This is a genomic window from Flavobacterium labens, assembly GCF_048286755.1.
Lineage (GTDB): Bacteria > Bacteroidota > Bacteroidia > Flavobacteriales > Flavobacteriaceae > Flavobacterium.
Map to the genome: position 1 here is coordinate 17,453 of NZ_JBLVPL010000006.1, position 24,018 is coordinate 41,470.

Consider the following 24,018-nt stretch of genomic DNA (forward strand, 5'->3'; position numbering starts at 1 on the left):
CTACAAATCAATAATCTATATAAAATTACGAAAGAAAAAATAAATTAATATGATAATTATCAGTTTGGCGAATTTTTAACAAAAATAAAGTTACTGGTTTAACAAGCAGGTCTTGTTGCGTTATCAATTTTACTTACTTTTGCATTAAATTGAATTTTAATATGATACCTCACGATTCCATAGTGGCACTGGCAACTCCTTCGGGAGCGGGTGCTATAGCCATAATTCGAATTTCCGGCCAAGATGCCATTACTATTGGAAATTCTGTTTTTAAATCCATCAAAAACAAAGAATTAACGACCCAAAAAACGCATACCTTACATTTAGGACATATTATGGACGACTCCAAAACTTTGGATGAAGTCCTAGTGTCTATTTTTAAAGGACCAAATTCCTATACTGGCGAAAATACGATAGAAATTTCGTGTCATGGTTCTACTTATATCCAACAGCAAATTATTCAATTATTACTTCGAAAAGGCTGTCGAATGGCCGATGCCGGTGAATTTACATTACGCGCATTCTTAAATGGAAAACTCGATTTGTCACAAGCAGAAGCTGTTGCCGATTTAATTTCTTCTGATAATGAAGCTTCACATCAAATTGCGATGCAGCAAATGCGTGGTGGTTTTTCTAATGAAATAGCTAAACTAAGAGAAGAACTCTTGAATTTCGCTTCACTTATCGAACTCGAATTAGACTTTGCAGAAGAAGATGTAGAATTTGCTGACCGAACCCAATTTCATGAATTATTGAATCGAATTGAATTTGTCCTAAAACGATTAATCGATTCATTTGCAGTAGGAAATGTGATTAAAAACGGAATTCCTGTGGCTATTGTGGGTGAACCCAATGTAGGGAAATCGACACTTTTGAACGCTTTATTGAATGAAGAACGCGCGATAGTTTCGGAAATTGCTGGAACAACGCGTGATACTATTGAAGACGAATTAGTGATTGGCGGAATCGGATTTAGATTCATCGATACGGCTGGAATTAGGGAAACTGAAGATGTTGTAGAAAGCATTGGAATCAAAAAAACATTCGAAAAAATAGAACAAGCACAAGTAGTCGTTTTTCTTTTTGACAGTTCTGAGTTTAAAGTTTCTGGTATAAAGTTGAAAGTGGAACTTGAAAAAATTAAAAATCAATTTCCATTAAAGCCACTTGTAATTATTGGTAATAAAGCTGACAAATTAGAAGAAAGTGAAATCCAAAATATCAAATCTGAAATTCCGGAAATCTTACTTATTTCAGCAAAAGAAAAACTAGGCGTTGAGGAGTTGAAGAATCAATTACTTTCATTTGTTAATACTGGTGCTTTACGAAATAATGAAACAATCGTAACTAATACAAGACATTATGATTCATTACTAAAAGCTTTAGATGAAATACAAAAAGTGAAATTTGGTCTTGAAACAAACTTATCATCAGATTTGATGGCATTAGATATTAAAGAAGCTTTGTATCAGTTTGGGATGATTACAGGACAGGTAACTAACGACGAATTGTTAGGGAATATTTTCGCTAATTTCTGCATCGGAAAGTAAATTCAAAAAATAATTTTAATATATTAACTGTCAATATTTTAAATATAAAGCATTATTTTGACTATATTAGTGATAGTTAATAACTATAAAATTTATATTATGAAAACTTCTCTTCTTTTTAGTCTATTATTTGCTTGTATAGGATTCCAAAGTTGTAAAAAAAATCAAAACGAAGAAGTCGATAAGGCTAAACAAATCCAAGCTGAAAAACCAATAAGTGTCCAATGCTTTAAAGCGCTGTATGAGCAAGATACTATTGAATTAAAAATGAATACTTTAAAAAATGGAAAAATAACCGGGGATATGGTAATGAAATTTTTCAATACAGAAAAAAAAGTAGGTAAAATCGCAGGAGAATTCAGTGGAGATACATTATTTGCCAGCTACACCTTCATTCAGGGCGATAATAAAAAAGTAACATTTAAAAACCCAATGGCATTTTTAAAGCGAGGTGACCAACTTATTTTAGGCAATGGAAAAATGCAAACAACCATGGGAGCCACTTATTTTGTCAAAGACTCACCTATAGATTTTGAAAGTGTAAAGTTTAAATTCTCAGCTGTAGAGTGTGTAACTGAATAATTAACACTTCGATTCTAGCGATACTCTTTTTGATATTAACCTAAAATCAAATATTTATAAACATTAAATAGACTTCTTTTTTATTAATTTTTAAAGGCAGTAAAATTAATCACTCTTCAACCATCCTGTAATGCTCATTCTGGTATTCTGTGTTACCAAAACCTCGTGAACCAACTCGTCACTTTTAAAGAAAACAGTTTTCCCTTGTGTAGGAGCAATTTTCTGATTATTATCTGCTTGATGAATCAACAATTCGCCACCGTCACTTTCTTGCCAATTGCTGTTCAAATAACTAATCATAGAGTATTTTCGGCTGGGATTATTCTTGAACTGATCCAAATGCTTTAAATAAAAATCACCCGATTCATACAAAGAATAATGAAATTCATAACCAGTTATTCCGGCATAACAACTTTGATTCAAATAGATAATAAAGGCTTCAATTTGAGCAAAAAATTCATTTTCGAATGCGTTGTTGTGTTTTTTATCCAACCAATAAATAGAATCACTTCGCACAGCACTATCGTAAGAAATAGCTTCTGAGTTACCTGTTCCCGCTTCTGTCAACAAACTCTGTTGGTTTAAAGCAATCAAATTTTGTTTTAGATTATTGGCCAAATTGGTACTCAAAAAATGTTCGGATATACCTACCTTATTTTCAATATAAGTAGCAATCAAAGCCTCAAAGCTATTTTCCATGTCAGTTTTTGTTGACTGCTTAGACGGCCAACGGGACAAGGTAGACTAATAAAAACCGTTAGAGACTGATTATGAAATAAATAAAATTATTAGTTCATAATTTCTTATTTTAAAAGCTATAAAAAACAAGAAAAAAGGGTTTAGAAATCAATCTAAACCCTTTTGTTATTTATAATTTACTGATAAAACTTCCATAAATATCCTTGAACTGGTAACCTTCCGAGAACCTGTCTTTACTCAGTTTCTTGTATTCTACCAATCCCCAAAGAATAAATTCTTTCATGAAAAACTTGTCTTCTTTTTCCAATTGTGGTTGGTATTTCTTGATTAAAACTTCAAGCGGCACAATACTTCCAAGTATTCTTTCATATTCCTCATCAGAACAATCGTCTAATAATTCGAATCCACTTTCAGCAAAAAACCATTCGATGATATCCGTGTAAGGCGTTTTTTCATCTTGTTTTTCCAGCTTTTCAATTTTTGGAAAATAAGCTGGGAAAAAAGTATGAATCGCATCTCCTAATAAATGTTGCGCTACAGCGGCGGCTCCCTCCTGCTCTCCTTCATAAACCAATTCGACTTTTCCGGTAATTGCTGGAATAATTCCCATAAAATCAGACAAACGCAAAGTAGTTTTATCTTGTCCAGATTTCAACGCTCTTCTTTCTGCGGTGCTTAATAAATTTTCAAAAGCAGTGATACTCAATCTGGCACTTACACCACTTTTGTTATCAATATATTCGCTTTCTCTTGCCTCAAAACTAATTTGTTCCAATAAATCCCGAGCTAACGAAGGAACATAAACCATATCGTTTTGTGTCGCATCCAGTTTAGCTTCCTGTTCTGTAATTGTTCTCGCAATTTTTATCGTATCCGGATAATGCGTTAATATTTGAGACCCTATTCTGTCTTTTAATGGTGTTACAATACTACCACGATTCGTATAATCCTCTGGATTTGCAGTGAAAACAAATTGCATATCGAGTGGCATTCTCAACTTGAATCCACGAATCTGTATATCACCTTCTTGTAGAATATTAAATAATGCTACTTGGATTCTAGCCTGTAAATCCGGTAATTCATTAATGACAAAAATACAACGATTTGCTCTTGGAATCATCCCAAAATGAATCACACGATCATCCGCATAAGACAGCTTCAAATTTGCGGCCTTTATAGGATCTACATCACCTATCAAATCCGCAACGGTAACATCTGGCGTGGCTAATTTTTCAAAAAAACGATCGCTTCTGTGCAACCAGGAAATTGGAGTTTCATCGCCTTTAGTTTCAATTATATCTTTAGCAAAACGCGAAATGGGTTTTAAAGGATCATCATTAATTTCTGAACCAGTCACAAACGGAATGTATTCGTCCAATAATTCAATCATTTTACGCGCCAGTCTGGTTTTGGCTTGACCGCGAAGTCCTAATAAATTGATGTTGTGACGCGACAAAATAGCACGTTCCAATTCAGGAATTACGGTATTCTCAAAACCGTGAACACCTTCAAATGTTGGTTTTCCCGATTTTATTTTTTCTCTAAGGTTGGAACGCAATTCATCTTTAATGCTTTTACTTTCGTAACCTGATTTTTTTAATTCTCCGAGTGTTTTTATATTTTCTATTTTCATATTACTATTATAATTGCTATTGAAATTATTATTTATTCTGGTCTCCGCTGAGACAATAAATTGACTGCTATTTTATCCTTTTTTTACGATTTGCTTCGTAATCTTGAAAAATCATTTCGCCCAAACCTTTCAATCCAGTGTAAAACGCTTTTCCTTGATTAGCTTCGGTAAAACGGTTGACAAATTGCTGCAAATACTGATCACTAGCAATCATAAAAGTCGTTATTGGAATGTGCAATTTGCGGGCTTGTTGCGCTTGAGTGTAGCATTTATCCACAATATATTCGTCAAGTCCATTACTGTTCATATAATAGGAACCATCTTTTTCGCGCACACAACTTGGCTTTCCATCAGTAATCATGAAAATTTGTTTGTTAGTGTTTCGTTTTCGGCGGAGTAAATCCATCGCCAACTGCAAACCCGCGACCGTATTAGTGTGAAACGGACCGACTTTCAAATACGGTAAATCTCGGATTGCAATCGTCCAAGCATCATTTCCAAAAACCAAGATGTCTAACGTATCTTTTGGATAACGTGTCGTAATCAACTCAGCCAAAGCCATTGCTACTTTTTTGGCCGGTGTAATTCTATCTTCACCATACAAAATCATGCTGTGGCTAATGTCAATCATCAAAACCGTACTCATTTGGGATTTGTACTGTGTTTCTTCGACAACCAAATCATTTTCGGTCAACATAAAATCTGCTACTCCATTATTGATTTGAGCGTTCCGTAAACTTTCGGTCAACGAAATTCGTTCGAGTCCATCACCAAAATGAAACTCTCGAAATTCGCCGGTATGTTCGTCACCGTTTCCGGAATGTTTTGTTTTGTGATTGCCACTTCCAGAACGTTTTAAGTTGCCGAAAATGTTGTCTAAAGCTTGTTGCCGAATAGCGCGTTCGGTTTTAGCTGTTATACCAATTCCCGAAGTTCCATCGTCTTTGAGTTCATCGCGGATGTAGCCTTTTTTCTTTAAATCTTCAATAAAATCATCAATGGTGTAGTGTTCATCGGTGAGTTTATATTCTTTATCCAATTCTCTCAACCAGTCGATAGCTTCATCAAAGTCTCCTGAAGTATGCGTGATTAATTCTTTGAAAATACCAAAGAGTTTATCAAACGGAGATTGAAATGGGGCTTCGTATTGCTTGAAATAAAATCCTTTTTTATTATCATTTTTCATAGACAATAAAATTACATTAATAAAAAATGTCCTCTATACAAACGTTTATTAATTTTTAGTTAAAACCAGTAGAGAAAAACAGATCCTGAAACTAATTAAAAAATTGTCCGTCAACATAAAACCAACTTCCATTTTCGAGTTTGAAAGTAGAAAATTCGTGATGAATTTGTTTTTGTAGTTTGTTGTCCAAAAAATAAGCTTTGAATGTTACTGTATTTTCTGTAGCCTCAATAATTTCTAGTTGAAGCCATTGATTTGAAGTTGCCCATTTTAGAATTTCAGATTTAGAATACTGTTTTCGCTCTGAAATATGAGTTGTTGCCAATAAGTATTCTGCAGCATGGGTAGCGTAAGCCGAATAACGGGAACGCATTAGCTCTAAAGCTGTTGTTGCCTTTTCAGTTCCATTAATAAATGGTTCACAACATTCATCAAAGGTTTTTAGGGAACCACAATGGCATTTTATTTTTGTCATTTTATATCAAAAACTATTAAGAGCTACAGCTTACAATTGTCCGTCAAGTGCAATTATTTTTTGCTGCAATTGATTCAATAGTACCTGATACTTACTAATTTCTATTAGATCTTCATCTTCTTCTGCAAAGTCTAGCAGTTCATCTAAATCTTCACTGACTTCAACTAATTTGTTGTTAGCCTCTCTACCATTTCTACTAGCAATCAAATCAATTATTTCCTGAACCCCTTTTTTTAGATCCGCGAATTTATTGTTTTCCATCTTTAATTATTTTCTAAATCCTTAGTCTCGTTAAACTTTTTGGCGATTTGCTTTAGTTTTTCTTTACGCAACATTTCCGCTTGTTTTACTTTGTCCTGAGCTTTGTGCAACTTGTCATTGTGCTTTTTTATATTTCTTTCGTTATTTCTACCCATGTCATTTTTTTTAAACTATCAAATCTGAGAACTCTTGCAAAGTTCGTGTTAATTATTCAAATTTAAATTGTTTTTAATTGGAGAGTTTAGCATTTTCAAAATAGTAGCTTTAATTCCTTTTAATATTTACTGTTATCATTTCTGTTTTTTTTTAATACATTATACTTTTTTTCGAAAATTTTAGTTTTTGTATAATTTTGAAGGCCACAATGAATATGATTAATCATATAAAATATTTTAAAAGGCTAAAAACTGATAATTTAACTATAGTACTAAATTATTGTTGTGTTCTATTTTTTTTTTAATATATTTATTTTTTAAAAAATTAAGCTTTTTCTATCCCTCCAATTAGCACAAATGAACAATAAAAAATACCCTAAATTTATCAGTTGGTTCTTAAATAAACCAAAAACTACGGGCTTCATCACGTTCATATTCCTCAGCTATGTTGTGGGATTTCTAGTTTATCAGCAGTATCAACTTATAAAAGAAGATGAACAACGGGAAATGAACAATATACTGCATATTGTTAATCAGAATTTAGAGCAATCTCTAAAAAATTGTTACACAACAACCTTAACATTAGCATTAACCCTTAATGATAAAGGTGTACCTGAAAACTTTGATTATGTAGGGAAAAAACTAATGGAATCAAATAATAGTATCAGTGCCGTTCAATTGGTTCCAAACGGAGTGATAAAATATATTTATCCTATAAAGGGTAATGAAGCAGCAATGAATTTGAATATCTTAACTACTCCTCATCTTAAAGAGGAAGCATTGAAATCAGTTGCCACTCAAAAAATGTATTTTGCCGGTCCTTTAAAACTAAAACAAGGCGGTATGGGAATTGTGGGAAGATTTCCAGTTTATAGGAACAATAAATTTTGGGGATTTTCTGCTGTTATTATTAAATTAAATGATTTATTGAGATCTTCCGGAATCAATACTGTAGATGATTCAAAATATTATTTTCAATTTTCAAAGAAAAATATAACTACCAAAAAGGAAATTTTTTACTTGCCCAACAAAAGTGATTTTTCTAAAAAATACAACATCTCTACAATTATTCCTGATGGCGATTGGAAATTATACCTAATATCGAAACATCAGAATTATTTTTATGCCCAAATTCTGATTCCTGGAATTATAGGTCTAATTCTAGCTGCTCTTTTTGGTGTTTTGATTTATACTTTATTAAAAATCCCAGTAGAATTGCAATCTCTGGTAAACATTCAAGCCACAAAACTTTTTAATTCTGAAATAAAATTTGAAGCGATTTTTGATCAGGCAGCTGTAGGAATAGCTCACGTAGATTCATCTACAGGTCATTTTATAGAAATAAACAATCAATTTTGCAAATTACTTGGCTATTCCGAACAAGAAATGAAAGAAAAAAATTTTCAAGCTATAACACATCCTGATGATTTAGAAGCTGATTTATTAAATTTAAACCAATTACTCTCCGGAAAAATAAAAGAATACAACATAGAAAAACGATATTACAATAAATCTGGAGCCATTGTTTGGGTAAACCTATCAGTATCACCTCTCTTTAAAAAAGGTGAAAAACTGACTTCGCTTATCTCGATTGTTGAAGATATATCTTTAAAGAAAGAAGCTGAAAAACAAATCAAAAAAAGTGAAACCCGTTTCCAAAGCCTATTTGAAGATTCACCAATACCTTTGTGGGAAGAAGATTTCTCTGAAGTTAAAAAGTATCTTCAAAAATTAAATCTTATCAATGAAAGTCCGGAAACCGTTTCTCTTTATTTAAAAATGCATCCTGATGTGGTTCGTGAATGTATTGCTTTAGTTAAAATTATTGATGTGAATACAATGTGTTTGAACTTACATAAAGTCAAAACTAAAAAAGAATTAATTTCTGATCTTTCGCAAATCATCGATAAAGATTCAATTAACGATTTTACAAAACAACTAATTGCTATAACTCAAGGTGACAAACAATTAATTGTTGATACTAAAATAAAAAATAAAGACGACGAATATCGTAACGTAAATTTAAGATGGAATGTAATTCGGGGGTATGAAAAATCACTGGAAAGAATCATTGTTTCCACTGAAGATATTACGGAACGAAAAATATCCGAAAATATAATTCTTCAATCACAACAAAGAATTGAGTCTTTAATTAATACTATTGATGGAATTGTTTGGGAATGTGATGCTAAAACTTTTGCTTTTAATTTTATAAGTCAAAAAGTAGAAAAAATATTGGGATATACCGCAGAGGAATGGTTGGAGAGCAAAACTTTTTGGGTAGATCATATTCATCCGGAAGACAGAAAATGGACAACCGATTATTGCACTTTAAAAACTAAAGAAAATTTAAATCATGATTTTGAATATCGAATGATTGCTAAAAATGGAGCTGTTGTTTGGTTAAGAGATATTGTAAATGTAATTTCCAAAAATGACCAAGCTTTAAGTTTACGTGGTATAATGATCGATATCACAACAACCAAAGAAGCTGAGAAAGATTTAAATGACTCTTTCAATTTAGTAACCGAACAAAACAAAAGACTACTTAACTTTTCCTATATAGTTTCACACAATTTAAGATCACACACTAGTAACATCGCATCTATTATGTCTTTAATAGAATCTTCTGAATCTGAGGAAGAGAAAGATGAAATGATCCAATTATTAAAATCGGTTTCGAATTCCTTAAACGAAACAATGATTCACTTAAACGAAGTCATCAATATAAGGACCAACATTGGTCTTGTATCAGAATCATTAAACCTACAACACTATTTAGAAACCGTTCAAAGAGTGCTTTCTGAACAAATAAACTCAAAAGGCGTTTCTATTTCCACTATCATGCCTGATAATGTGATGATAAATTATAATCCAGCTTACCTTGAGAGTATTCTTTACAACATTATTTCGAACTCCATCAGATATAGCCATCCGGAGCGTAAACCTATTATCATTATTAAATGGATAAATGATGATGATAACAAAATTCTTCAAATTTCAGACAATGGTGTTGGGATTGATCTTGTTAAGAACGCTGATAAAATTTTTGGAATGTATAAAACATTCACTAATAATGCTGATTCAAAAGGAATTGGATTATTTATTACAAAAAATCAAATTGATGCTATGGGCGGAAATATCACTGTGGAAAGTGAACCCAATGTAGGAACTACATTTAAAATCTATATCCAATGACAAAAAAAGCAATCTGGGTAATCGATGATGATCCTATTTATCAAATCATAATAAATAAGATCATTCAACGATCTGAAATGTTTTCAACTATTACTTCTTTCAAAAACGGAAAAGAAGCAATAGATGCATTGCACGAAACCGTAAATAGTACAACAGATAATATCGAAATACTTCCAGATTTAATCCTGTTAGATATTAATATGCCAGTTATGGATGGTTGGGAATTTATGGAAAAAATGGGGTTGCTAAAATCTAAATTCAGCAAAAACATCACCGTATATATTGTAAGTTCTTCTATTGCCTCTGAGGACAAAAACAAATCAAAAACATATTCAGATATTTTAGGTTATTTATCTAAACCAGTTACTATAAATGATTTAGAATTGATTGCTTCGGATGATTAAAAGATAAAATTTTGAATAAATCATCCTTTAGATTGACATCACTTCTCTTTTTATTTCTTCCAATGTTTTATTGGTAAAGATTAATTCGTCAATGATTTTTTTTCTCAAAATATCTAAATCATCATACTCAAAATACTTAGCCCAAGAAGTCAGAGAAAATAAGTTACGGACTTGCTTGATTCTTTTTGTGGTTTCAAAACTGGTTCTAAGTATGGCTTTATTATCATAATTTGGATTCTTTTTATGTTGATAATTAACCGTTTTCTTTACATAATTTGCCTCTAAATAATACAATTCTTCAAGAGCATTGTCAGGGTAAAAACTGGTCCAAGGCGCAAAACCTAATTTTATTTTAGAATTTGTTTCCGGTTCTAATGGCTCTAAACGCCATTTACTGTTAGCCAATCGTCCCCAATGATTTGATAAGCGATACATCCCTACTTTAGTATAATAATACTTACTTCCTGATTTACTGTCGTATTGAAGTTCTAATCCATTTATACTGTCCAAAGACGCTTCATGAAAGACACAAAAAGTATTTTTGAAGGAATTTGGGCTTGGACGATATATTTTTTCCATTAAACAAAGGTAATCAGAAAGTCTAAAACATAGTAAGACAAGTAATATTTTGATTAACTTTGCCAACTAGAATTAGTAAAAAATAAATTGATTATGACTAAAGCTTCTGAAGAAAGAATGTTACAAAAAGGTGTTTACACCGGAATTATGGAAAAAGATGAAAACAACAACTTTTTTTGTGGTGAATATCTTTTAGACTATAAAATGGCCCAAAAACATACTGTTGGTGATTGGATTACAATAAAATCAATAATTGAAAATCCAAGCGATATCAGTTATAATAAGTATCCAAAAAAATCAAAAAACTTCGATAAAGCTAATAATAAACCACAGCAATAATATTTTTGCATCCAATTTTTTTAAGCAAAAAATAGAATTCAAATTCTTTTTTTTGAATATTTTTTTGTCACAAACTAAAAATTTAAAAAAAAGTGTACCTTTGCAAAAAATTTGTCGATTTTGAAATCAAATTACATTGATTTAATAGTAAAAGACAAGTAGTTACCTTATTTATGAAAAAAATAGTTGAATACCGCAAACTGCTAAATGTAGATAAAACTGCAGAGCTGAAAGATTTGAAAACGATTTATCGCAACGCTATGAAAGAAGCGCATCCTGACAAATTTCAGGGCGATGAAGATGGATTGAAAGCTGCAGAAGAAAACAGTAAAAAAATCATTGAAGCATACCATTTCTTGGTAAGTATCAATCCTGAAACGATTAAACAAAATTTACCAGAATATACTGAGACGATCTCAACTTCTACCATTACAGATTATAAATTTGTTGAAGGTAGATTGATTATCAACTTTTCAAATGGTAGTGTTTACGAATACATTAGCGTGCCTAAAGCAACGTATGTAAAAATGGTAAATGCTGATTCTCCTGGAAGATTTGCAAAAAGACATATTCTAAATTCTTTTACTTGGAGAAAAACAATCAACCAAGACTAGTTTTTTATAAAATCAAAAAATAATTAAGCATCCTTCATCAGGATGCTTTTTTTATTTCATAATTTCAGGTTATTTCACAATAACTGACTTTTAAACAAGTAATTACGACAGAAGAAAAATAAATTTTGAATCAAAATTTAAAATAAAAATATCAATCATTTACATTCCAAAACATATGCAAATAAAGTACACGATACCTTCTAATTAAGAATGAAAAATTATAACAAAAATTTAGGTTGCAAAATAATTTGTATTTTATATTTTTTAAATACTTTTGCAACCTTAACTTAATTAACTAATTAATAATGAAAAAAATAATTTTATTACTTTCGGCTGCTGTTGTTTTAATTTCTTGTAGCAAAGTTGGCAAAGATGAATACATCATTTCGGGGACTGCAACAGGAATTGAAAATGGTAAAACAATTATCTTGGAAACGCAAGATGCGAATGGTATGGGATTGATTGCTAAAGATACTGTAAAAGTTGAAAATGGTAAATTCGAAATGAAAGGAACCATAACAGAACCTGCTTTCTACACGATTCAATTAGAAGGAGCACAAGCTAAAATACCTTTTATATTAGAAAATGCGGAAGTAACTATCGCCATTAACAAAGACAGTATCCCAAAATCTAAAGTTTCAGGAACTTATAATAATGACGAATACGTAGCATTTAATGAAGAAATCACTAAAGTTCAAAAGAAACTTATGGATTTCCAAAACAAAAACATGAAAGCTATGGAAACTGCTCAACAAACTAAAGATACAGTTGTTATCAATAAGTTGATGCAAGAATTTTCTAAAATTCAAGAAGAAGTTGGTGTAGCTTCAAAAGCTAAATACGTAACTTATGCTGAAACACATCCTAAAGCATTCATTTCCGCTTTGATTATTCAAGGTATGTTAAATGATCCAACTGCTGATGTAGCAAAATCTGAAAAATTATACAATAGTTTAGAAGAGTCATTGAAAAAAACAAAACCAGGTATTGCTATCAAAGCTAAACTTGCTGAATTGAAAATGCCAGCTGTAGGAGCTGCTCCTGTTGCTCCAGCACCAGCTGCTGAAGCTAAATGAAGAACAGATTTTTCAGGTCCTAATCCTCAAGGGAAAGTAATTTCTCTAAAAGAAAATTTAGGAAAGGTTACAATCGTTGACTTTTGGGCTTCATGGTGTGGACCTTGCCGACAAGAAAATCCAAATGTTGTAGCAATATACAAAGAGTTACACAGCAAAGGTCTAAACATAATCGGCGTCTCTTTAGATAAAGATGCTAAAGCTTGGAAAGATGCCATTGCAAAAGATAAGCTAACTTGGAATCATGTTTCAAATTTAAAATTTTGGGACGAACCAATAGCTGCTCAATATAAAGTAGAATCAATACCGGCTACTTTCATTCTGGATGCATCTGGAAATGTAGTCGCAAAAGATTTAAGAGGTGATGCGCTTAGAGCAAAAGTTATTGAACTTCTAGCAAAATAATTGCATTTATCCGTATAAAACAAAAAATCTCCCTAGTGGAGATTTTTTTATTTTATTCAATACCAATGCATTAAAAATAATAGTAAAATTAAGTGTAAAATTAGTTTGCAGAAACCAAAACTGTTTCTATATTTGCAACCGCTTACAACAAATAAGTGTTGTACTCAAAGGCTTCGGGGAGATACTCAAGCGGCCAACGAGGGCAGACTGTAAATCTGCTGTGTAAACTTCGCAGGTTCGAATCCTGCTCTCCCCACTTAAACGTTTCAAGCAATTGGAACGTTTTTTTTTGCGAACAATTTAGCAGGTTCTCCCGAAGCTTCGGGACTGCTCTCCCCACTAAAACTCTTCAAGCAATTGGAACGTTTTTTTTCCAAACAATTTAGCAGGTTCTCCCCACTAAAACTTTTAAAGCAATTGAAGAGTTTTTTTATTTAGCCTAATTGATACTTTCATCATTTTGTATTTAGGGTATTCAAAAAAAATCCCATCTCATTTTTTATCTGAGATGGGATTTTCTTAACTATAATTTTTAGCTTCTTTATTCTAAAATAAAACTTACAGTAACATTAGCTGAAATATTGATTTCTCCTACCGCAAGAGTTTCTCTTGGTGCTTCAGCATCACTTCTTTCCATTGTTTTCATGGCAGCATACATTGGCTGCGGATAATAGGTTTGTGAATTATCCGAAATAGTCATGGCACGCCCTACTTTTTGTCCTAAAACAGAAACATAATCTTCGGCTTTCAATTTTGCCTCTTTCATCGCTAATTTTCTAGCTTCAGATTGATATTGCGCTAATTTAGAAGATTGGAATGTTACCGCATCAATTCTATTAATTCCTTGGTCTACTAAGCCTTCCATCAATTCATCATATTTTGATAAATCTCTCAATAGAATTTCGATAGTCTGCGTAGCATTATAACTGTGTTTCTTTTTTTCATAATCGTATTGTGGATTCAATGAAACACGTTGCGTTTTATAATCTGCCAGTGCTAAGTTCATTTTTTTGATAAACTTTAAAACTGCCTCTATCTTTTCATCATTTTGTTTTTTTACATCTTTGGCATTATTCCCTTTAGTTTCAACAGTTACTGCTATAGTAGCCTGATCCGGAATAACTTTTACTTTTCCTTCTCCACTTACATTTATTTGAGGAACTTGCTTAACTTCTTGTCCGTAAGACATCGAAATAAATAGAACTGACAGAATTAATAGTGCTTTTTTCATTTTTATATAATTTAATTGTTTGTACTAATTCCTTTTCAAAAGTTGTGCCATTATAGTTTTCCCAATTTTTCCATTACAAAAAGAATGACTATTGGAATAGCTAATAATATCACCATTAATGTATGATCTACTAACAATGTAGGTTCTTTGAGCAATGTAATCAAATAACCACCTACAGCGCCTCCAAAATGGGCCGTATGACCAATGTTATCATTCTTAGCCTTCATACCGTAAATAGAATACAACAAATAAAGGATTCCAAAAATGTAAGCGGGCATTGGAATAACAAAAAAGATTCCCAACATCATGTCCGGCTGTAATAATATTGCCGAATATAAAACTCCAGTTACCGCTCCTGATGCACCTACAGCTCTGTAACCATAATCATTTTTATGAAAAACCATTGTCAATAAACTTCCAAAAATTAAACTTCCAAAATAAACCAATATAAAGGAAAAATCACCCAAATAACTAATGACTACAGGCGCAAAAAACCAAAGTGTCAACATATTAAAAATCAAATGGGTCATGTCAGCATGCAGAAAACCAGAAGACAACATCCTAATTTGTTCTCCGGAACGAATACTTCCAACATGGAACTCATATTTTCTAAAAAAAGAAAGGTCATTAAACCCTTTGTAACTAATTAAAACATTTACTACAATTATTGCTATTAAAACGGTATTCATAAAGTATATTTATTGTGAATTGTAAAGATAGTCATTCTCAAATACGGATACAGTAAGCAGTCAAAATTTATATCAGTCTACATTTTTGGCTTATATTTGCAAGAAAAATAACGGCATGCAATTTCTTGTTTTTATCTTAACTTTTCCGTTTTTATGGATTATTTCCATTCTTCCATTTAGGATTTTCTATTGGTTTTCTGATTTCATCTATTTAATAGTTTATTATATTATTGGCTACCGCAAAAAAACCGTAAAGGAAAATTTAGCTTTGGCATTACCTCATCTTAGTGACAAGGAACGTCTTGTAATTGAAAAGAAATCGTACCACCATTTATGTGATATGTTTTTGGAAATGATTAAAACTATGACGATTTCATCTGCAGAAATGAACAGAAGATTCGTTGTCACCAATATTGAATTGGTAAAAGAATACGAAAACAAAGGCAAAAGCACTGTTTTACTAGCCTCTCATTATGCGAGTTGGGAGTGGTTATTGTCTATTAACCAGAAAACAAAATTTAAAGGAATAGGCGTTTATAAAAAAATTGCCAATAAATATTTTGATAAACTAATACGAGACATTCGATCCAAATACAATGCTGAACTAGTAGAAACTAAAAAAGCGATTCCGTTGATGGCAGAAAACCAAAAAAATGGAATTCTTAGTATGTACGGACTTGCCAGTGATCAATCTCCAAAATTAAACAGAGCTTTTCATTGGGATAAATTCATGGGCGTTGAAGTTCCAGTTCATACCGGTGCCGAAATGCTAGCCAAAAAATATGATTTGAATGTTCTTTTTGTAAAAGTAAAAAAAGTAAAAAGAGGTTTTTATGAAGCTACTTTTGTACCCATTACAGATAATCCCACATCAATTCCTGATTTTGAAATTACCAATACCTTTTTACGAGAAGTTGAAAAACAAATTCTGGAAGCTCCTGAATATTATTTCTGGACACATAAAAGATGGAAACACAGAAGATAGTGTTCAGTATTCAGTTTACAGTAATCAGAAACAGTGTTTCGTAAAAAAATCACATATTATAAACGCTATTGTTTATAATATGTGATTTTTTTTAGTTTATTAAAACTTCAACTTTTTATAAGGAGAACCAGTTTTTTACCAATTCATCTTCTAAAGGTTGTGCATTCTTATTTATAAACTCATTAGTAGCTGAATTATAATCATAATCCAAAGCCCAAGTTTTATGGTTTTCAGCTAATGCTTTTATTCCGTTACAAACAAATTCAATTTCGGCATTTGTAGTTGTAGGATGAATAGACATTCTAATCCAGCCCGGTTTTCTAATTAAATCTCCAAGCGTAATTTCGTCAATTAATTTATGGGAGGTTTCTTGGTCAACATGTAATAAAAAGTGTCCGTAAGTTCCAGCACAACTGCAACCACCACGAGTTTGAATTCCGAATTTATCATTCAGCAATTTTACGCCCAAGTTAAAATGCAAGTCTTCCACAAAGAAAGAAATTACTCCTAACCTATCCTGATGCTGTCCTGCAAGGATTTTTATATTGGAAACATTCCCTAATTCCGAGAAAATATAATCTACTATTTCGTGCTCTCTTTTTAAAATATTTTCAATTCCCATTTGCTCTTTCAACTGAACTGCCAATGCGGTTTTTATCACCTGAAGAAAACCCGGAGTACCACCATCTTCCCTATCTTCGATATTATCGATGTATTTGTGTTCTCCCCAAGGATTTGTCCAACTTACGGTACCACCACCCGGATTATCAGGAACTAAATTTTGATATAATTTTTTATTAAAAACCAAAACTCCACAAGTTCCAGGTCCGCCGAGGAATTTATGTGGCGAAAAGAAAATGGCATCCAAATAACTTTCAGTATCTTCAGGATGCATATCAATTTTCACGTAAGGTCCTGAACAAGCAAAATCAACAAAACAAAGTCCGTTATTTTGATGCATTATTTTTGCCACTTCATGATACGGAGTTCTGATTCCCGTAACATTCGAACAAGATGTGATAGACGCTATTTTAAAAGGTCTTTCTTTATATTTTTCTAATAAAAGTTCAAGATTTTCTATACTAAACAAACCATCTTCTGAAGAAGGAATAACTTCAACATCGGCAATAGTTTCTAACCAAGACGTTTGATTCGAATGGTGTTCCATGTGCGAAATAAAAACAATTGGTTTCTTTTCGGCTGGAATAGTGATGAAATTTTTTAAATTTTCAGGTACTTTTAAACCCAAAATTCGTTGGAATTTATTGACAACGCCTGTCATTCCTGTACCATCAGTAATCAAAACATCATCAGCACTTGCATTCACATGATGTTTGATAATATGACGCGCCTGATGATACGCTTTGGTCATTGCTGTTCCTGAAACCGTAGTTTCTGTATGTGTATTGGCAACAAAAGGACCAAATTGATTCATTAGTTTTTCTTCAATAGGACGATACAAACGACCACTGGCTGTCCAATCCGTATAAATAATTTGTTTTTGTCCGTAAGGAGATTCAAAACCTTGATCTATTCCGATTATGTTATCGCGAAACTGTTGAAAGTATTGCTCTAATAGTGTTGGCGCTTCTTTGGTAATCATTGTATGTCTAATTTGATTTCAAAGATATTGATTTTTACTAAATAGTCTTTTTCAAATTTTGTTAATACTGATTTTAAAAAAAAATTATAAACATGACGCAAATGTAAAGTAGCTGACAAAGTGTGATTTTGATTCGTTTTACATTTGATTAACAAATCAAAAAACATTTTCATCATGAAAAAAATTGTTTTTACACTACCTGTTTTCTTCTTAATACTTTCATGTGAAGTTGAAGGCGATTTGACCCGTGATACTGAGTTAAGCACTCCAATTCCTGAAAATACTGCTCCTGTTGCTACGGGTAATTTCATGCCAACCTCAGGAATTAAAGTTACCGGTTCGGCTAAAATTTATTTGAATGGAAATCAGAATGAAATTCGCTTAGAAAATTTCAGTGTTTCCAGTGGTCCCGATTTGAAACTATACCTGTCAAAAAATGCTACGCCTACAGACTTTGTAAACCTTGGCAATTTAACATCTTCTACAGTATATGCAATTCCAACCCAGATTAATGTTTCTGCTTATAAATATGTCCTAATTCACTGCCAACAATACAGTCATCTTTTTGCTGTAGCACAATTATCTCAAAATTAAAACCTGATTTATGAAAAAACTAATGCTAATCATCGCCATTGGGATATTCTCTAACTCCTTTGCGCAAGGATGCAGCGATGCCGGAATTTGTTCTATTGGAAACGGTTTTCAAACTACAGATAAAGAATTAAAAAACGGGATTACAATAGGAAGTATTTTTGGTGCAGGCGAAGCTGATGTCACTTATATTTCACCTTACATCACCTACACCAGAACTATAAACGAACGATTTTCGCTAAGTTCTAAAATTACGTATTCTGTTGCAAGTGGCAGTTTTGGTAAACGAGGCGCTTTTGGTGATGCCTATTTGATAGGAAATTACAATTGGAAACCAAAAATGAATATGCAATGGAGTTCACTTGTGGGTTTTAAAATACCTTTTACGAGTTCAAATCTTAAAATAAATGAGTTTTCACTTCCTTTAGAATATCAATCTAGTTTGGGAACTTTTGATTTCATTGCAGGCCTTAATCTTAATTATAAAAAATGGGATTTTAATACGGCTGTTCAGATTCCTGTTTTCAATAACAATAAAAATTCGTATTTCAAGGAATTCTCTAATACAGATGATTTTCCTTCCACTAATTTATTCGAAAGAAAATCAGATGCTTTATTTCGAACAACATATACTTTCCAAACTTCTAATAAAAAATTCACTTTTAAACCCAATGTATTATTCATTTATCATTTAGGGGAAGATAGTTTTGAGAATGCTTTTGGACAAAGAGAAACGATAAAAAACTCTGATGGATTGACCATAAATGGAAATATAATTGGCGCCTATGCAATTAATGCTAAAAACAGCATCGAATTATCTCTAGCCACACCATTTGTAGTCCGAGAAGTTCGCCCAGACGGATTAACCAGAGAATTCACCGCTGGAATAATTTACAAAGTATCTTTCTAAAAAAATTAGCTTATATCCTTTGGAAAATATAAAAAATGCCCAAGAAAATTTCTTGGGCATTCTTATTAAAAAACAAATCAATTATAATATTACTTTTATTTCCCTCCATTGGCACGAAGATCTGCAATACATTGCGCATCTAATTGTGGAGCTGAACCATTTGAAACCATATTTGAAATACCACCGCCAGTTTCTGAAGACCAATACATTAAACACGTTTTTTCAATACAATGTTTTGGATGTTCAGCATCTTCGTGATTGCTTTGCAATGCTGTACCAAGGTTTGTCAATCCAAGAATATGTCCGAATTCATGGGTAATTACTGTTGTTTCTAATAAACTTCTGTTAGGTTCAAATGGACTGTCGCTTAAAGCTTGAAGCGTTTGTTCATAAATAACAAAAGAAGTGTTTCTGTAAGCCGTTCCCAGAATAACTGACGTATCAGTGTCTTTTGAAGATTTTCCATCTGCAAAAAATGCCCAAACCGCTATTTCATCAGTATTATTGTATTTAGTTCTGTTTACATCTTCAATACTTGTAATCTCCTCATTAGTATAAGGTGAATTCCCCGGAGATGGTATAGAACGTTTTATAACACGAATTCCGTTTGGCTTGTATGTTCTTGCTGTAAGAAAGTTTACAAAATTATTAATAGCTGTAGTACTTGGTTCAAAACCGGCTACATAGACTACTTCAATAACCATGCTCTTGAACTTTTTATCAGACAATAAATCGTTGGAAGAACTTCCTGTTTGCTGTTTATTCGTATTAGGATTTATTGCAACTGGATTATCTATGGGATCATCTTCTTTTGAACAGGATGCTACTGAGAGGAACAAACCGATAGTCAGTAATGTAAATATTTTTTTCAAAATTTTTATGAATTAGTATTATTGATACTATCTTAATTGAACATAAATTATATGTTCTTAATCATTTACGAAAACTAACGTCTTTTGGATTAAAATTATTGTCTTCAATAATTTAAACGAAAAGTCAGACCATCATATCTCAAACGAAAAAACCCTTTCAAATACTATTTTGAAAGGGTTCGTTTTATATAAAAATGCGGGATTATATTCCAGCCACTGCTTTTATTTCGTCAATGATTCTAAGCGCCAAAGCATCTGCTTTTTCTTGTGAAGCCGCTTCCGTATAAATACGGATAATTGGTTCAGTATTCGATTTTCTCAAGTGAACCCAATTTTCTGCAAAATCAATTTTCACACCGTCAATAGTGGTAATATCTTCATTTTTATATTTCTCGGTCATCGCAACAAGAATCGCATCCACATCAATTTGTGGTGTCAATTCAATTTTATTTTTGCTCATATAATATTCCGGATACGAAGCACGCAAAGCAGAAACTGTCATTTTTTTGTTGGCCAAATGTGTTAAGAATAAAGCTACTCCTACCAAACTATCACGACCGTAATGAAGCTCCGGATAAATGATTCCGCCGTTTCCTTCTCCTCCTATTACAGCATTATTCTTTTTCATCAGCTCGACTACATTCACCTCACCCACGGCACTAGCTTCATAGCTTCCGTTATGCAAATTAGTCACGTCACGCAACGCACGAGAAGAAGACATATTCGACACCGTATTTCCTGGTGTTTTACTCAATACATAATCGGCGCAAGCCACCAAAGTATATTCTTCACCAAACATTTCTCCGTCTTCACAAATGAAAGCCAAACGATCTACATCAGGATCCACAACGATTCCTAAATCGGCTTTTTCTTTGACAACCAATTCGGATATATCAGTCAAATGTTCTTTCAACGGTTCTGGATTATGAGGAAAATGGCCATTAGGTTCACAGTATAATTCAACTACTTCAACACCCATTAACTCTAATAATCTAGGAATAATAATTCCTCCCGAAGAATTTACACCATCAACAACCACTTTAAATTTAGCAGCTTTTACGGCATCAACATCTACCAAAGGTAAATTCAATACTTCATCAATATGGATATCCATGTACGCATCGTTAATCATAATGGCTCCCAAATCATCCACATCCGAGAAATCGAAAGCTTCCGCTTCTGCAATTTCGAGAATTTTTAAGCCTTCTTCTCCGTTTAAGAATTCTCCTTTTTCATTCAATAGTTTCAAGGCATTCCATTGTTTTGGATTGTGAGATGCGGTAAGGATAATTCCTCCTTCGGCTTTTTCTAAAGGAACAGCCACTTCAACAGTTGGCGTTGTCGAAAGCCCCAAATCAATCACGTCAATTCCTAAACCAATTAAAGTATTTACTACCAAATTGTGAATCATTGGTCCCGAAATGCGGGCATCACGACCTACAACAACAGTAATTTTTTCTTTACCAATATATTTTTTCAACCAAGTTCCGTAAGCCGAAGCAAATTTAACTGCATCAACAGGTGTCAGATTATCACCTACTTTACCTCCTATTGTTCCACGAATTCCCGATATTGATTTTATTAATGTCATTGATTATTATTTTAATTTTTGAATTATAAATTTTAAATTGCTCACAAATATAATAATTGACGGTTTATAAAAGTCATTTAGAATTCAAAATTCATCATTTAAATTCCTAAATTAGGCGAATGAATTTTTTAGCACACATCTATCTTTCCGGTGATAATGATTTAATCAAAATTGGCAATTTCATGGCCGATGGAATTCGTGGAAAACATTTTGAAAGTTATCCTATAGAAATTCAAAAAGGAATCATTTTACATCGTGCCATTGACACTTTTACTGATGCGCATCCCATTTTTAGACAAAGCACCAAAAAACTGCATGAAAAATACCATCACTATGCAGGTGTAATTGTAGATGTTTTTTACGATCATTTTTTAGCTAAAAACTGGAATACGTATTCCGATGAAAAATTGGAAGAATTTGTAGCCCGTTTTTACCAATCCTTGCACAATAATCACAGCATTCTTTCGGAAAGAACTAAGGGAATGATGCCTTACATGATTGAACACAATTGGCTGGTTAGTTATCAAACGGTGGACGGAATTAATCGAATTTTGACGCAAATGGATCAACGAACCAAAAATGAATCTAAAATGCGGTTTGCTACCAATGAACTTTCTGAATTTTATCTCGAATTTGAAAATGAATTCACCAATTTCTTTCAAGAATTAATACTATTTACGAATACTAAAATAACCACTTTATGAAAAAAATAATTTTCCTACTTGCCTTTGCCATTTTAGGATGCAAATCGAATGAAAAAACGGTAGAACCAACAGGCTTAGTAACTTCAAAAGCTATGGTTGTCTCCGCTCGTGAAGAAGCTTCACAGATTGGAGTGGAAATCATGAAAAAAGGCGGGAATGCTTTTGACGCGATGGTTGCCACAGAATTAGCTTTGGCAGTTTCACATCCACAAGCTGGAAATATAGGTGGTGGCGGCTTCATGGTTTTCAGAAAAGCAAATGGTGAAACAGGTGCTATCGATTATAGAGAAAAAGCACCTTTAGCAGCCACAAAAGACATGTACTTAGACACAAAAGGAAATGTAATCGAAGGAAAAAGTACCGCAACGGCTTTAGCCTCGGGAATTCCAGGTACGATTGCAGGAATATTTGAAGTCCACAAAAAATATGGTTCTTTACCCATAAGTGAAATTCTGAAACCCGTAATTGCCTTGGCAGAAAGAGGTGTTGTTGTCACTAAATTTCAAGCCGAAAGCTTGGCTTATTACAGAGCTTCCTTTATAAAAAGTAATGGTGAGAATAGTTTATTTTCGAAAGTATATAAAGAAAATGACACAATAAAATATACCGCATTAGCAGCAACATTAAAAAGGATTGCGAAAAACGGTCGGGATGAATTTTACAAAGGAGAAACAGCTCAAAAGTTGGTTGCTTTTCTGGCTAAAAAAGGCGGAAATGCAACAATTAAAGATTTAAACAGTTATAATGCCAAATGGCGAACTCCAATTACGTTTCAATATAAAAATTTAAAAATCACTTCGATGTCTCCACCAAGTAGTGGGGGAATTTGTCTGAATCAAATCATGAAAATGATTGAGCCGTTCAACCTATCGCAAATGGGACACAACAGCGTAAAAACGATTCAAGTAATTACAGAAGCAGAACGAAGAGCGTATGCCGACAGGAATTATTTCTTGGGTGATCCTGATTTTGTAAAACTTCCTGTAAAAGAATTACTAAGTCCATCCTATTTAGAAAAAAGAATGAGTGATTTTTCATTCGATCAAGCTTCTAAATCTTCGGATATTGCCCATGGGGAAATTAAAGGATATGAAAGCAACCAAACCACGCATTATTCAATTGTGGATTCAAAAGGAAATTCAGTTTCGGCAACGACTACTTTGAATGATAATTATGGTTCCAAAATATATTGCGACGAATTGGGTTTCTTTCTGAATAATCAAATGGATGATTTCAGCGCCAAACCTGGAGTTCCTAACTTATACGGACTGACTGGAAGCGAAGCCAACAGCATTGCTCCCGGAAAAAGAATGTTGAGTTCAATGACACCGACGATTGTAGAAAAAGACAACAAACTTTTCATGGTTGTAGGAACGCCGGGAGGTTCCACTATTATCACATCGGTTTTACAAACGATATTAAATGTGTTTGAATTTGATATGAGCATGCAAGAAGCCGTAAATGCACCCCGTTTTCACCATCAATGGCTGCCGGATGAAATTACATTTGAACCCAATTCTTTCGATAAAGAATTATTGAATGGTTTAAAGAAAAAAGGATATTTCATCAATGAAAAAAATAAAGAAATTATTGGTGAAGTAGACGCGATTTTGATGTTGCCAAATGGGAAATTGGAGGGTGGTGCTGACAAAAGAGGCGATAACAAAGCCGTTGGTTTTTAAATTT

24 protein-coding genes, 1 tRNA gene and 1 pseudogene are annotated in these 24,018 nt (G+C 32.7%); 14 read left to right on the plus strand and 12 right to left on the minus strand.

Annotation, left to right across the window (positions count from 1 at the left end; genetic code table 11):
• Nucleotides 1-161: 161 nt before the first annotated feature.
• Nucleotides 162-1,550 (plus strand): tRNA uridine-5-carboxymethylaminomethyl(34) synthesis GTPase MnmE, encoded by a 1,389-nt coding sequence (gene mnmE, locus ACNQF8_RS12520; RefSeq protein ID WP_417953673.1) that lies wholly within the window; start codon nucleotides 162-164, stop codon nucleotides 1,548-1,550.
• A gap of 99 nt (nucleotides 1,551-1,649) precedes the next feature.
• Nucleotides 1,650-2,132 carry a hypothetical protein gene (locus ACNQF8_RS12525; protein ID WP_417951714.1) on the plus strand — a complete coding sequence of 161 codons (483 nt, stop codon included), beginning with the start codon at nucleotides 1,650-1,652 and terminating at the stop codon, nucleotides 2,130-2,132.
• A gap of 105 nt (nucleotides 2,133-2,237) precedes the next feature.
• Here the strand turns inward: ACNQF8_RS12525 and ACNQF8_RS12530 are convergent, their stop codons facing one another.
• The 6 genes from ACNQF8_RS12530 to ACNQF8_RS12555 all read right to left on the minus strand — a co-directional run bounded on the left by ACNQF8_RS12530 (nucleotide 2,238) and on the right by ACNQF8_RS12555 (nucleotide 6,541).
• Complete coding sequence (locus tag ACNQF8_RS12530; protein ID WP_417951713.1) at nucleotides 2,238-2,831, minus strand: 2OG-Fe(II) oxygenase; 594 nt, start codon at nucleotides 2,829-2,831, stop codon at nucleotides 2,238-2,240.
• A 169-nt stretch (nucleotides 2,832-3,000) separates the two neighbouring features.
• Nucleotides 3,001-4,464 carry an AAA family ATPase gene (locus tag ACNQF8_RS12535; RefSeq protein WP_417951712.1) on the minus strand — a complete coding sequence of 488 codons (1,464 nt, stop codon included), beginning with the start codon at nucleotides 4,462-4,464 and terminating at the stop codon, nucleotides 3,001-3,003.
• Between the two features lie 67 nt (nucleotides 4,465-4,531).
• A complete protein-coding gene (locus ACNQF8_RS12540) occupies nucleotides 4,532-5,650 on the minus strand; it encodes a vWA domain-containing protein (RefSeq protein ID WP_417953674.1) in 1,119 nt (372 codons plus the stop codon).
• Nucleotides 5,651-5,741: 91 nt separating this feature from the next.
• On the minus strand, nucleotides 5,742-6,125 hold the full coding sequence (locus ACNQF8_RS12545; protein ID WP_417951711.1) for a YchJ family protein: 384 nt from the start codon (nucleotides 6,123-6,125) through the stop codon (nucleotides 5,742-5,744).
• 30 nt (nucleotides 6,126-6,155) lie between these two features.
• Nucleotides 6,156-6,386, minus strand: coding sequence for a hypothetical protein (locus ACNQF8_RS12550; RefSeq protein ID WP_417951710.1), 231 nt, complete (start codon nucleotides 6,384-6,386; stop codon nucleotides 6,156-6,158).
• A gap of 2 nt (nucleotides 6,387-6,388) precedes the next feature.
• Nucleotides 6,389-6,541, minus strand: coding sequence for a hypothetical protein (locus ACNQF8_RS12555; protein ID WP_417951709.1), 153 nt, complete (start codon nucleotides 6,539-6,541; stop codon nucleotides 6,389-6,391).
• 357 nt (nucleotides 6,542-6,898) lie between these two features.
• Between ACNQF8_RS12555 and ACNQF8_RS12560 the strand changes: the two genes are divergently transcribed.
• Both ACNQF8_RS12560 and ACNQF8_RS12565 read left to right on the plus strand, forming a co-directional pair.
• Nucleotides 6,899-9,739, plus strand: a complete 2,841-nt coding sequence (locus tag ACNQF8_RS12560; protein ID WP_417953675.1) for a PAS domain S-box protein — start codon at nucleotides 6,899-6,901, stop codon at nucleotides 9,737-9,739.
• Entirely contained in the window at nucleotides 9,736-10,143 is a 408-nt protein-coding gene (locus ACNQF8_RS12565) for a response regulator (RefSeq protein ID WP_417951707.1), read from the plus strand. The genes ACNQF8_RS12560 and ACNQF8_RS12565 overlap by 4 nt, the downstream gene beginning before the upstream one ends.
• A 27-nt stretch (nucleotides 10,144-10,170) precedes the next feature.
• On the opposite strand, the gene ACNQF8_RS12570 is transcribed toward ACNQF8_RS12565, so the two are convergent.
• Nucleotides 10,171-10,722 carry a hypothetical protein gene (locus ACNQF8_RS12570; RefSeq protein WP_417951706.1) on the minus strand — a complete coding sequence of 184 codons (552 nt, stop codon included), beginning with the start codon at nucleotides 10,720-10,722 and terminating at the stop codon, nucleotides 10,171-10,173.
• 93 nt (nucleotides 10,723-10,815) lie between these two features.
• On the opposite strand from ACNQF8_RS12570, the gene ACNQF8_RS12575 reads away from it, so the two are divergent.
• The 5 genes and pseudogenes from ACNQF8_RS12575 (at nucleotide 10,816) to ACNQF8_RS12595 (ending at nucleotide 13,412) form a co-directional block, all read left to right on the plus strand.
• Nucleotides 10,816-11,061: a hypothetical protein gene (locus ACNQF8_RS12575; protein WP_035672083.1), complete on the plus strand. Its 246-nt coding sequence runs from the start codon at nucleotides 10,816-10,818 to the stop codon at nucleotides 11,059-11,061.
• A 173-nt stretch (nucleotides 11,062-11,234) separates the two neighbouring features.
• Nucleotides 11,235-11,675 carry a KTSC domain-containing protein gene (locus tag ACNQF8_RS12580; RefSeq protein ID WP_099715348.1) on the plus strand — a complete coding sequence of 147 codons (441 nt, stop codon included), beginning with the start codon at nucleotides 11,235-11,237 and terminating at the stop codon, nucleotides 11,673-11,675.
• A 305-nt stretch (nucleotides 11,676-11,980) separates the two neighbouring features.
• On the plus strand, nucleotides 11,981-12,751 hold the full coding sequence (locus ACNQF8_RS12585; protein WP_315207439.1) for a DUF4369 domain-containing protein: 771 nt from the start codon (nucleotides 11,981-11,983) through the stop codon (nucleotides 12,749-12,751).
• 18 nt (nucleotides 12,752-12,769) lie between these two features.
• Nucleotides 12,770-13,156 (plus strand): annotated as a pseudogene (locus tag ACNQF8_RS12590) (TlpA family protein disulfide reductase); the annotation flags it as partial.
• A gap of 175 nt (nucleotides 13,157-13,331) precedes the next feature.
• Nucleotides 13,332-13,412 (plus strand) — tRNA-Tyr (locus tag ACNQF8_RS12595).
• Nucleotides 13,413-13,697: 285 nt separating this feature from the next.
• Here the strand turns inward: ACNQF8_RS12595 and ACNQF8_RS12600 are convergent.
• The gene (locus ACNQF8_RS12600) at nucleotides 13,698-14,387 is read right to left on the minus strand and encodes an SIMPL domain-containing protein (protein WP_417951622.1); all 690 of its coding nucleotides are present in this window, start codon (nucleotides 14,385-14,387) and stop codon (nucleotides 13,698-13,700) included.
• Between the two features lie 50 nt (nucleotides 14,388-14,437).
• Nucleotides 14,438-15,076: a rhomboid family intramembrane serine protease gene (locus ACNQF8_RS12605; protein WP_315207538.1), complete on the minus strand. Its 639-nt coding sequence runs from the start codon at nucleotides 15,074-15,076 to the stop codon at nucleotides 14,438-14,440.
• A gap of 115 nt (nucleotides 15,077-15,191) precedes the next feature.
• On the opposite strand from ACNQF8_RS12605, the gene ACNQF8_RS12610 reads away from it, so the two are divergent.
• Nucleotides 15,192-16,061 (plus strand): lysophospholipid acyltransferase family protein, encoded by an 870-nt coding sequence (locus ACNQF8_RS12610; RefSeq protein WP_417953676.1) that lies wholly within the window; start codon nucleotides 15,192-15,194, stop codon nucleotides 16,059-16,061.
• A 115-nt stretch (nucleotides 16,062-16,176) separates the two neighbouring features.
• Here ACNQF8_RS12610 and ACNQF8_RS12615 read toward each other — a convergent pair whose 3' ends face one another.
• Complete coding sequence (locus ACNQF8_RS12615; protein WP_417951620.1) at nucleotides 16,177-17,664, minus strand: aminotransferase class V-fold PLP-dependent enzyme; 1,488 nt, start codon at nucleotides 17,662-17,664, stop codon at nucleotides 16,177-16,179.
• A 174-nt stretch (nucleotides 17,665-17,838) separates the two neighbouring features.
• Between ACNQF8_RS12615 and ACNQF8_RS12620 the strand changes: the two genes are divergently transcribed.
• On the plus strand, nucleotides 17,839-18,258 hold the full coding sequence (locus ACNQF8_RS12620; protein ID WP_417953677.1) for a DM13 domain-containing protein: 420 nt from the start codon (nucleotides 17,839-17,841) through the stop codon (nucleotides 18,256-18,258).
• A 10-nt stretch (nucleotides 18,259-18,268) separates the two neighbouring features.
• Entirely contained in the window at nucleotides 18,269-19,165 is an 897-nt protein-coding gene (locus ACNQF8_RS12625; protein WP_417953678.1) for a hypothetical protein, read from the plus strand.
• Between the two features lie 95 nt (nucleotides 19,166-19,260).
• On the opposite strand, the gene ACNQF8_RS12630 is transcribed toward ACNQF8_RS12625, so the two are convergent.
• Nucleotides 19,261-20,037: a membrane metalloprotease gene (locus tag ACNQF8_RS12630; RefSeq protein WP_417951617.1), complete on the minus strand. Its 777-nt coding sequence runs from the start codon at nucleotides 20,035-20,037 to the stop codon at nucleotides 19,261-19,263.
• A gap of 202 nt (nucleotides 20,038-20,239) precedes the next feature.
• The gene (gene glmM, locus ACNQF8_RS12635) at nucleotides 20,240-21,628 is read right to left on the minus strand and encodes a phosphoglucosamine mutase (protein WP_165151122.1); all 1,389 of its coding nucleotides are present in this window, start codon (nucleotides 21,626-21,628) and stop codon (nucleotides 20,240-20,242) included.
• A gap of 119 nt (nucleotides 21,629-21,747) precedes the next feature.
• Between glmM and ACNQF8_RS12640 the strand changes: the two genes are divergently transcribed.
• On the plus strand, nucleotides 21,748-22,332 hold the full coding sequence (locus tag ACNQF8_RS12640; protein WP_417951616.1) for an acyl carrier protein phosphodiesterase: 585 nt from the start codon (nucleotides 21,748-21,750) through the stop codon (nucleotides 22,330-22,332).
• Nucleotides 22,329-24,014, plus strand: coding sequence for a gamma-glutamyltransferase (gene ggt, locus ACNQF8_RS12645; RefSeq protein WP_417951615.1), 1,686 nt, complete (start codon nucleotides 22,329-22,331; stop codon nucleotides 24,012-24,014). The genes ACNQF8_RS12640 and ggt overlap by 4 nt, the downstream gene beginning before the upstream one ends.
• The last annotated feature ends 4 nt before the right edge of the window (nucleotides 24,015-24,018 follow it).

Excerpts from the sequence above, each read along its gene's own strand:
- ACNQF8_RS12605 (WP_315207538.1), bottom strand. The coding sequence starts at position 15,076 with ATGAATACCGTTTTAATAGCAATAATTGTAGTAAATGTTTTAATTAGT.
- ACNQF8_RS12615 (WP_417951620.1), bottom strand. The coding sequence starts at position 17,664 with ATGATTACCAAAGAAGCGCCAACACTATTAGAGCAATACTTTCAACAG.
- ACNQF8_RS12535 (WP_417951712.1), bottom strand. The coding sequence starts at position 4,464 with ATGAAAATAGAAAATATAAAAACACTCGGAGAATTAAAAAAATCAGGT.
- ACNQF8_RS12580 (WP_099715348.1), top strand. The coding sequence starts at position 11,235 with ATGAAAAAAATAGTTGAATACCGCAAACTGCTAAATGTAGATAAAACT.
- ACNQF8_RS12530 (WP_417951713.1), bottom strand. The coding sequence starts at position 2,831 with ATGGAAAATAGCTTTGAGGCTTTGATTGCTACTTATATTGAAAATAAG.
- ACNQF8_RS12585 (WP_315207439.1), top strand. The coding sequence starts at position 11,981 with ATGAAAAAAATAATTTTATTACTTTCGGCTGCTGTTGTTTTAATTTCT.
- ACNQF8_RS12550 (WP_417951710.1), bottom strand. The coding sequence starts at position 6,386 with ATGGAAAACAATAAATTCGCGGATCTAAAAAAAGGGGTTCAGGAAATA.
- ACNQF8_RS12625 (WP_417953678.1), top strand. The coding sequence starts at position 18,269 with ATGAAAAAACTAATGCTAATCATCGCCATTGGGATATTCTCTAACTCC.
- ggt (WP_417951615.1), top strand. The coding sequence starts at position 22,329 with ATGAAAAAAATAATTTTCCTACTTGCCTTTGCCATTTTAGGATGCAAA.
- glmM (WP_165151122.1), bottom strand. The coding sequence starts at position 21,628 with ATGACATTAATAAAATCAATATCGGGAATTCGTGGAACAATAGGAGGT.
- ACNQF8_RS12525 (WP_417951714.1), top strand. The coding sequence starts at position 1,650 with ATGAAAACTTCTCTTCTTTTTAGTCTATTATTTGCTTGTATAGGATTC.
- ACNQF8_RS12545 (WP_417951711.1), bottom strand. The coding sequence starts at position 6,125 with ATGACAAAAATAAAATGCCATTGTGGTTCCCTAAAAACCTTTGATGAA.
- ACNQF8_RS12610 (WP_417953676.1), top strand. The coding sequence starts at position 15,192 with ATGCAATTTCTTGTTTTTATCTTAACTTTTCCGTTTTTATGGATTATT.
- mnmE (WP_417953673.1), top strand. The coding sequence starts at position 162 with ATGATACCTCACGATTCCATAGTGGCACTGGCAACTCCTTCGGGAGCG.
- ACNQF8_RS12600 (WP_417951622.1), bottom strand. The coding sequence starts at position 14,387 with ATGAAAAAAGCACTATTAATTCTGTCAGTTCTATTTATTTCGATGTCT.
- ACNQF8_RS12540 (WP_417953674.1), bottom strand. The coding sequence starts at position 5,650 with ATGAAAAATGATAATAAAAAAGGATTTTATTTCAAGCAATACGAAGCC.
- ACNQF8_RS12555 (WP_417951709.1), bottom strand. The coding sequence starts at position 6,541 with ATGGGTAGAAATAACGAAAGAAATATAAAAAAGCACAATGACAAGTTG.
- ACNQF8_RS12640 (WP_417951616.1), top strand. The coding sequence starts at position 21,748 with ATGAATTTTTTAGCACACATCTATCTTTCCGGTGATAATGATTTAATC.
- ACNQF8_RS12565 (WP_417951707.1), top strand. The coding sequence starts at position 9,736 with ATGACAAAAAAAGCAATCTGGGTAATCGATGATGATCCTATTTATCAA.
- ACNQF8_RS12560 (WP_417953675.1), top strand. The coding sequence starts at position 6,899 with ATGAACAATAAAAAATACCCTAAATTTATCAGTTGGTTCTTAAATAAA.
- ACNQF8_RS12575 (WP_035672083.1), top strand. The coding sequence starts at position 10,816 with ATGACTAAAGCTTCTGAAGAAAGAATGTTACAAAAAGGTGTTTACACC.
- ACNQF8_RS12620 (WP_417953677.1), top strand. The coding sequence starts at position 17,839 with ATGAAAAAAATTGTTTTTACACTACCTGTTTTCTTCTTAATACTTTCA.
- ACNQF8_RS12570 (WP_417951706.1), bottom strand. The coding sequence starts at position 10,722 with ATGGAAAAAATATATCGTCCAAGCCCAAATTCCTTCAAAAATACTTTT.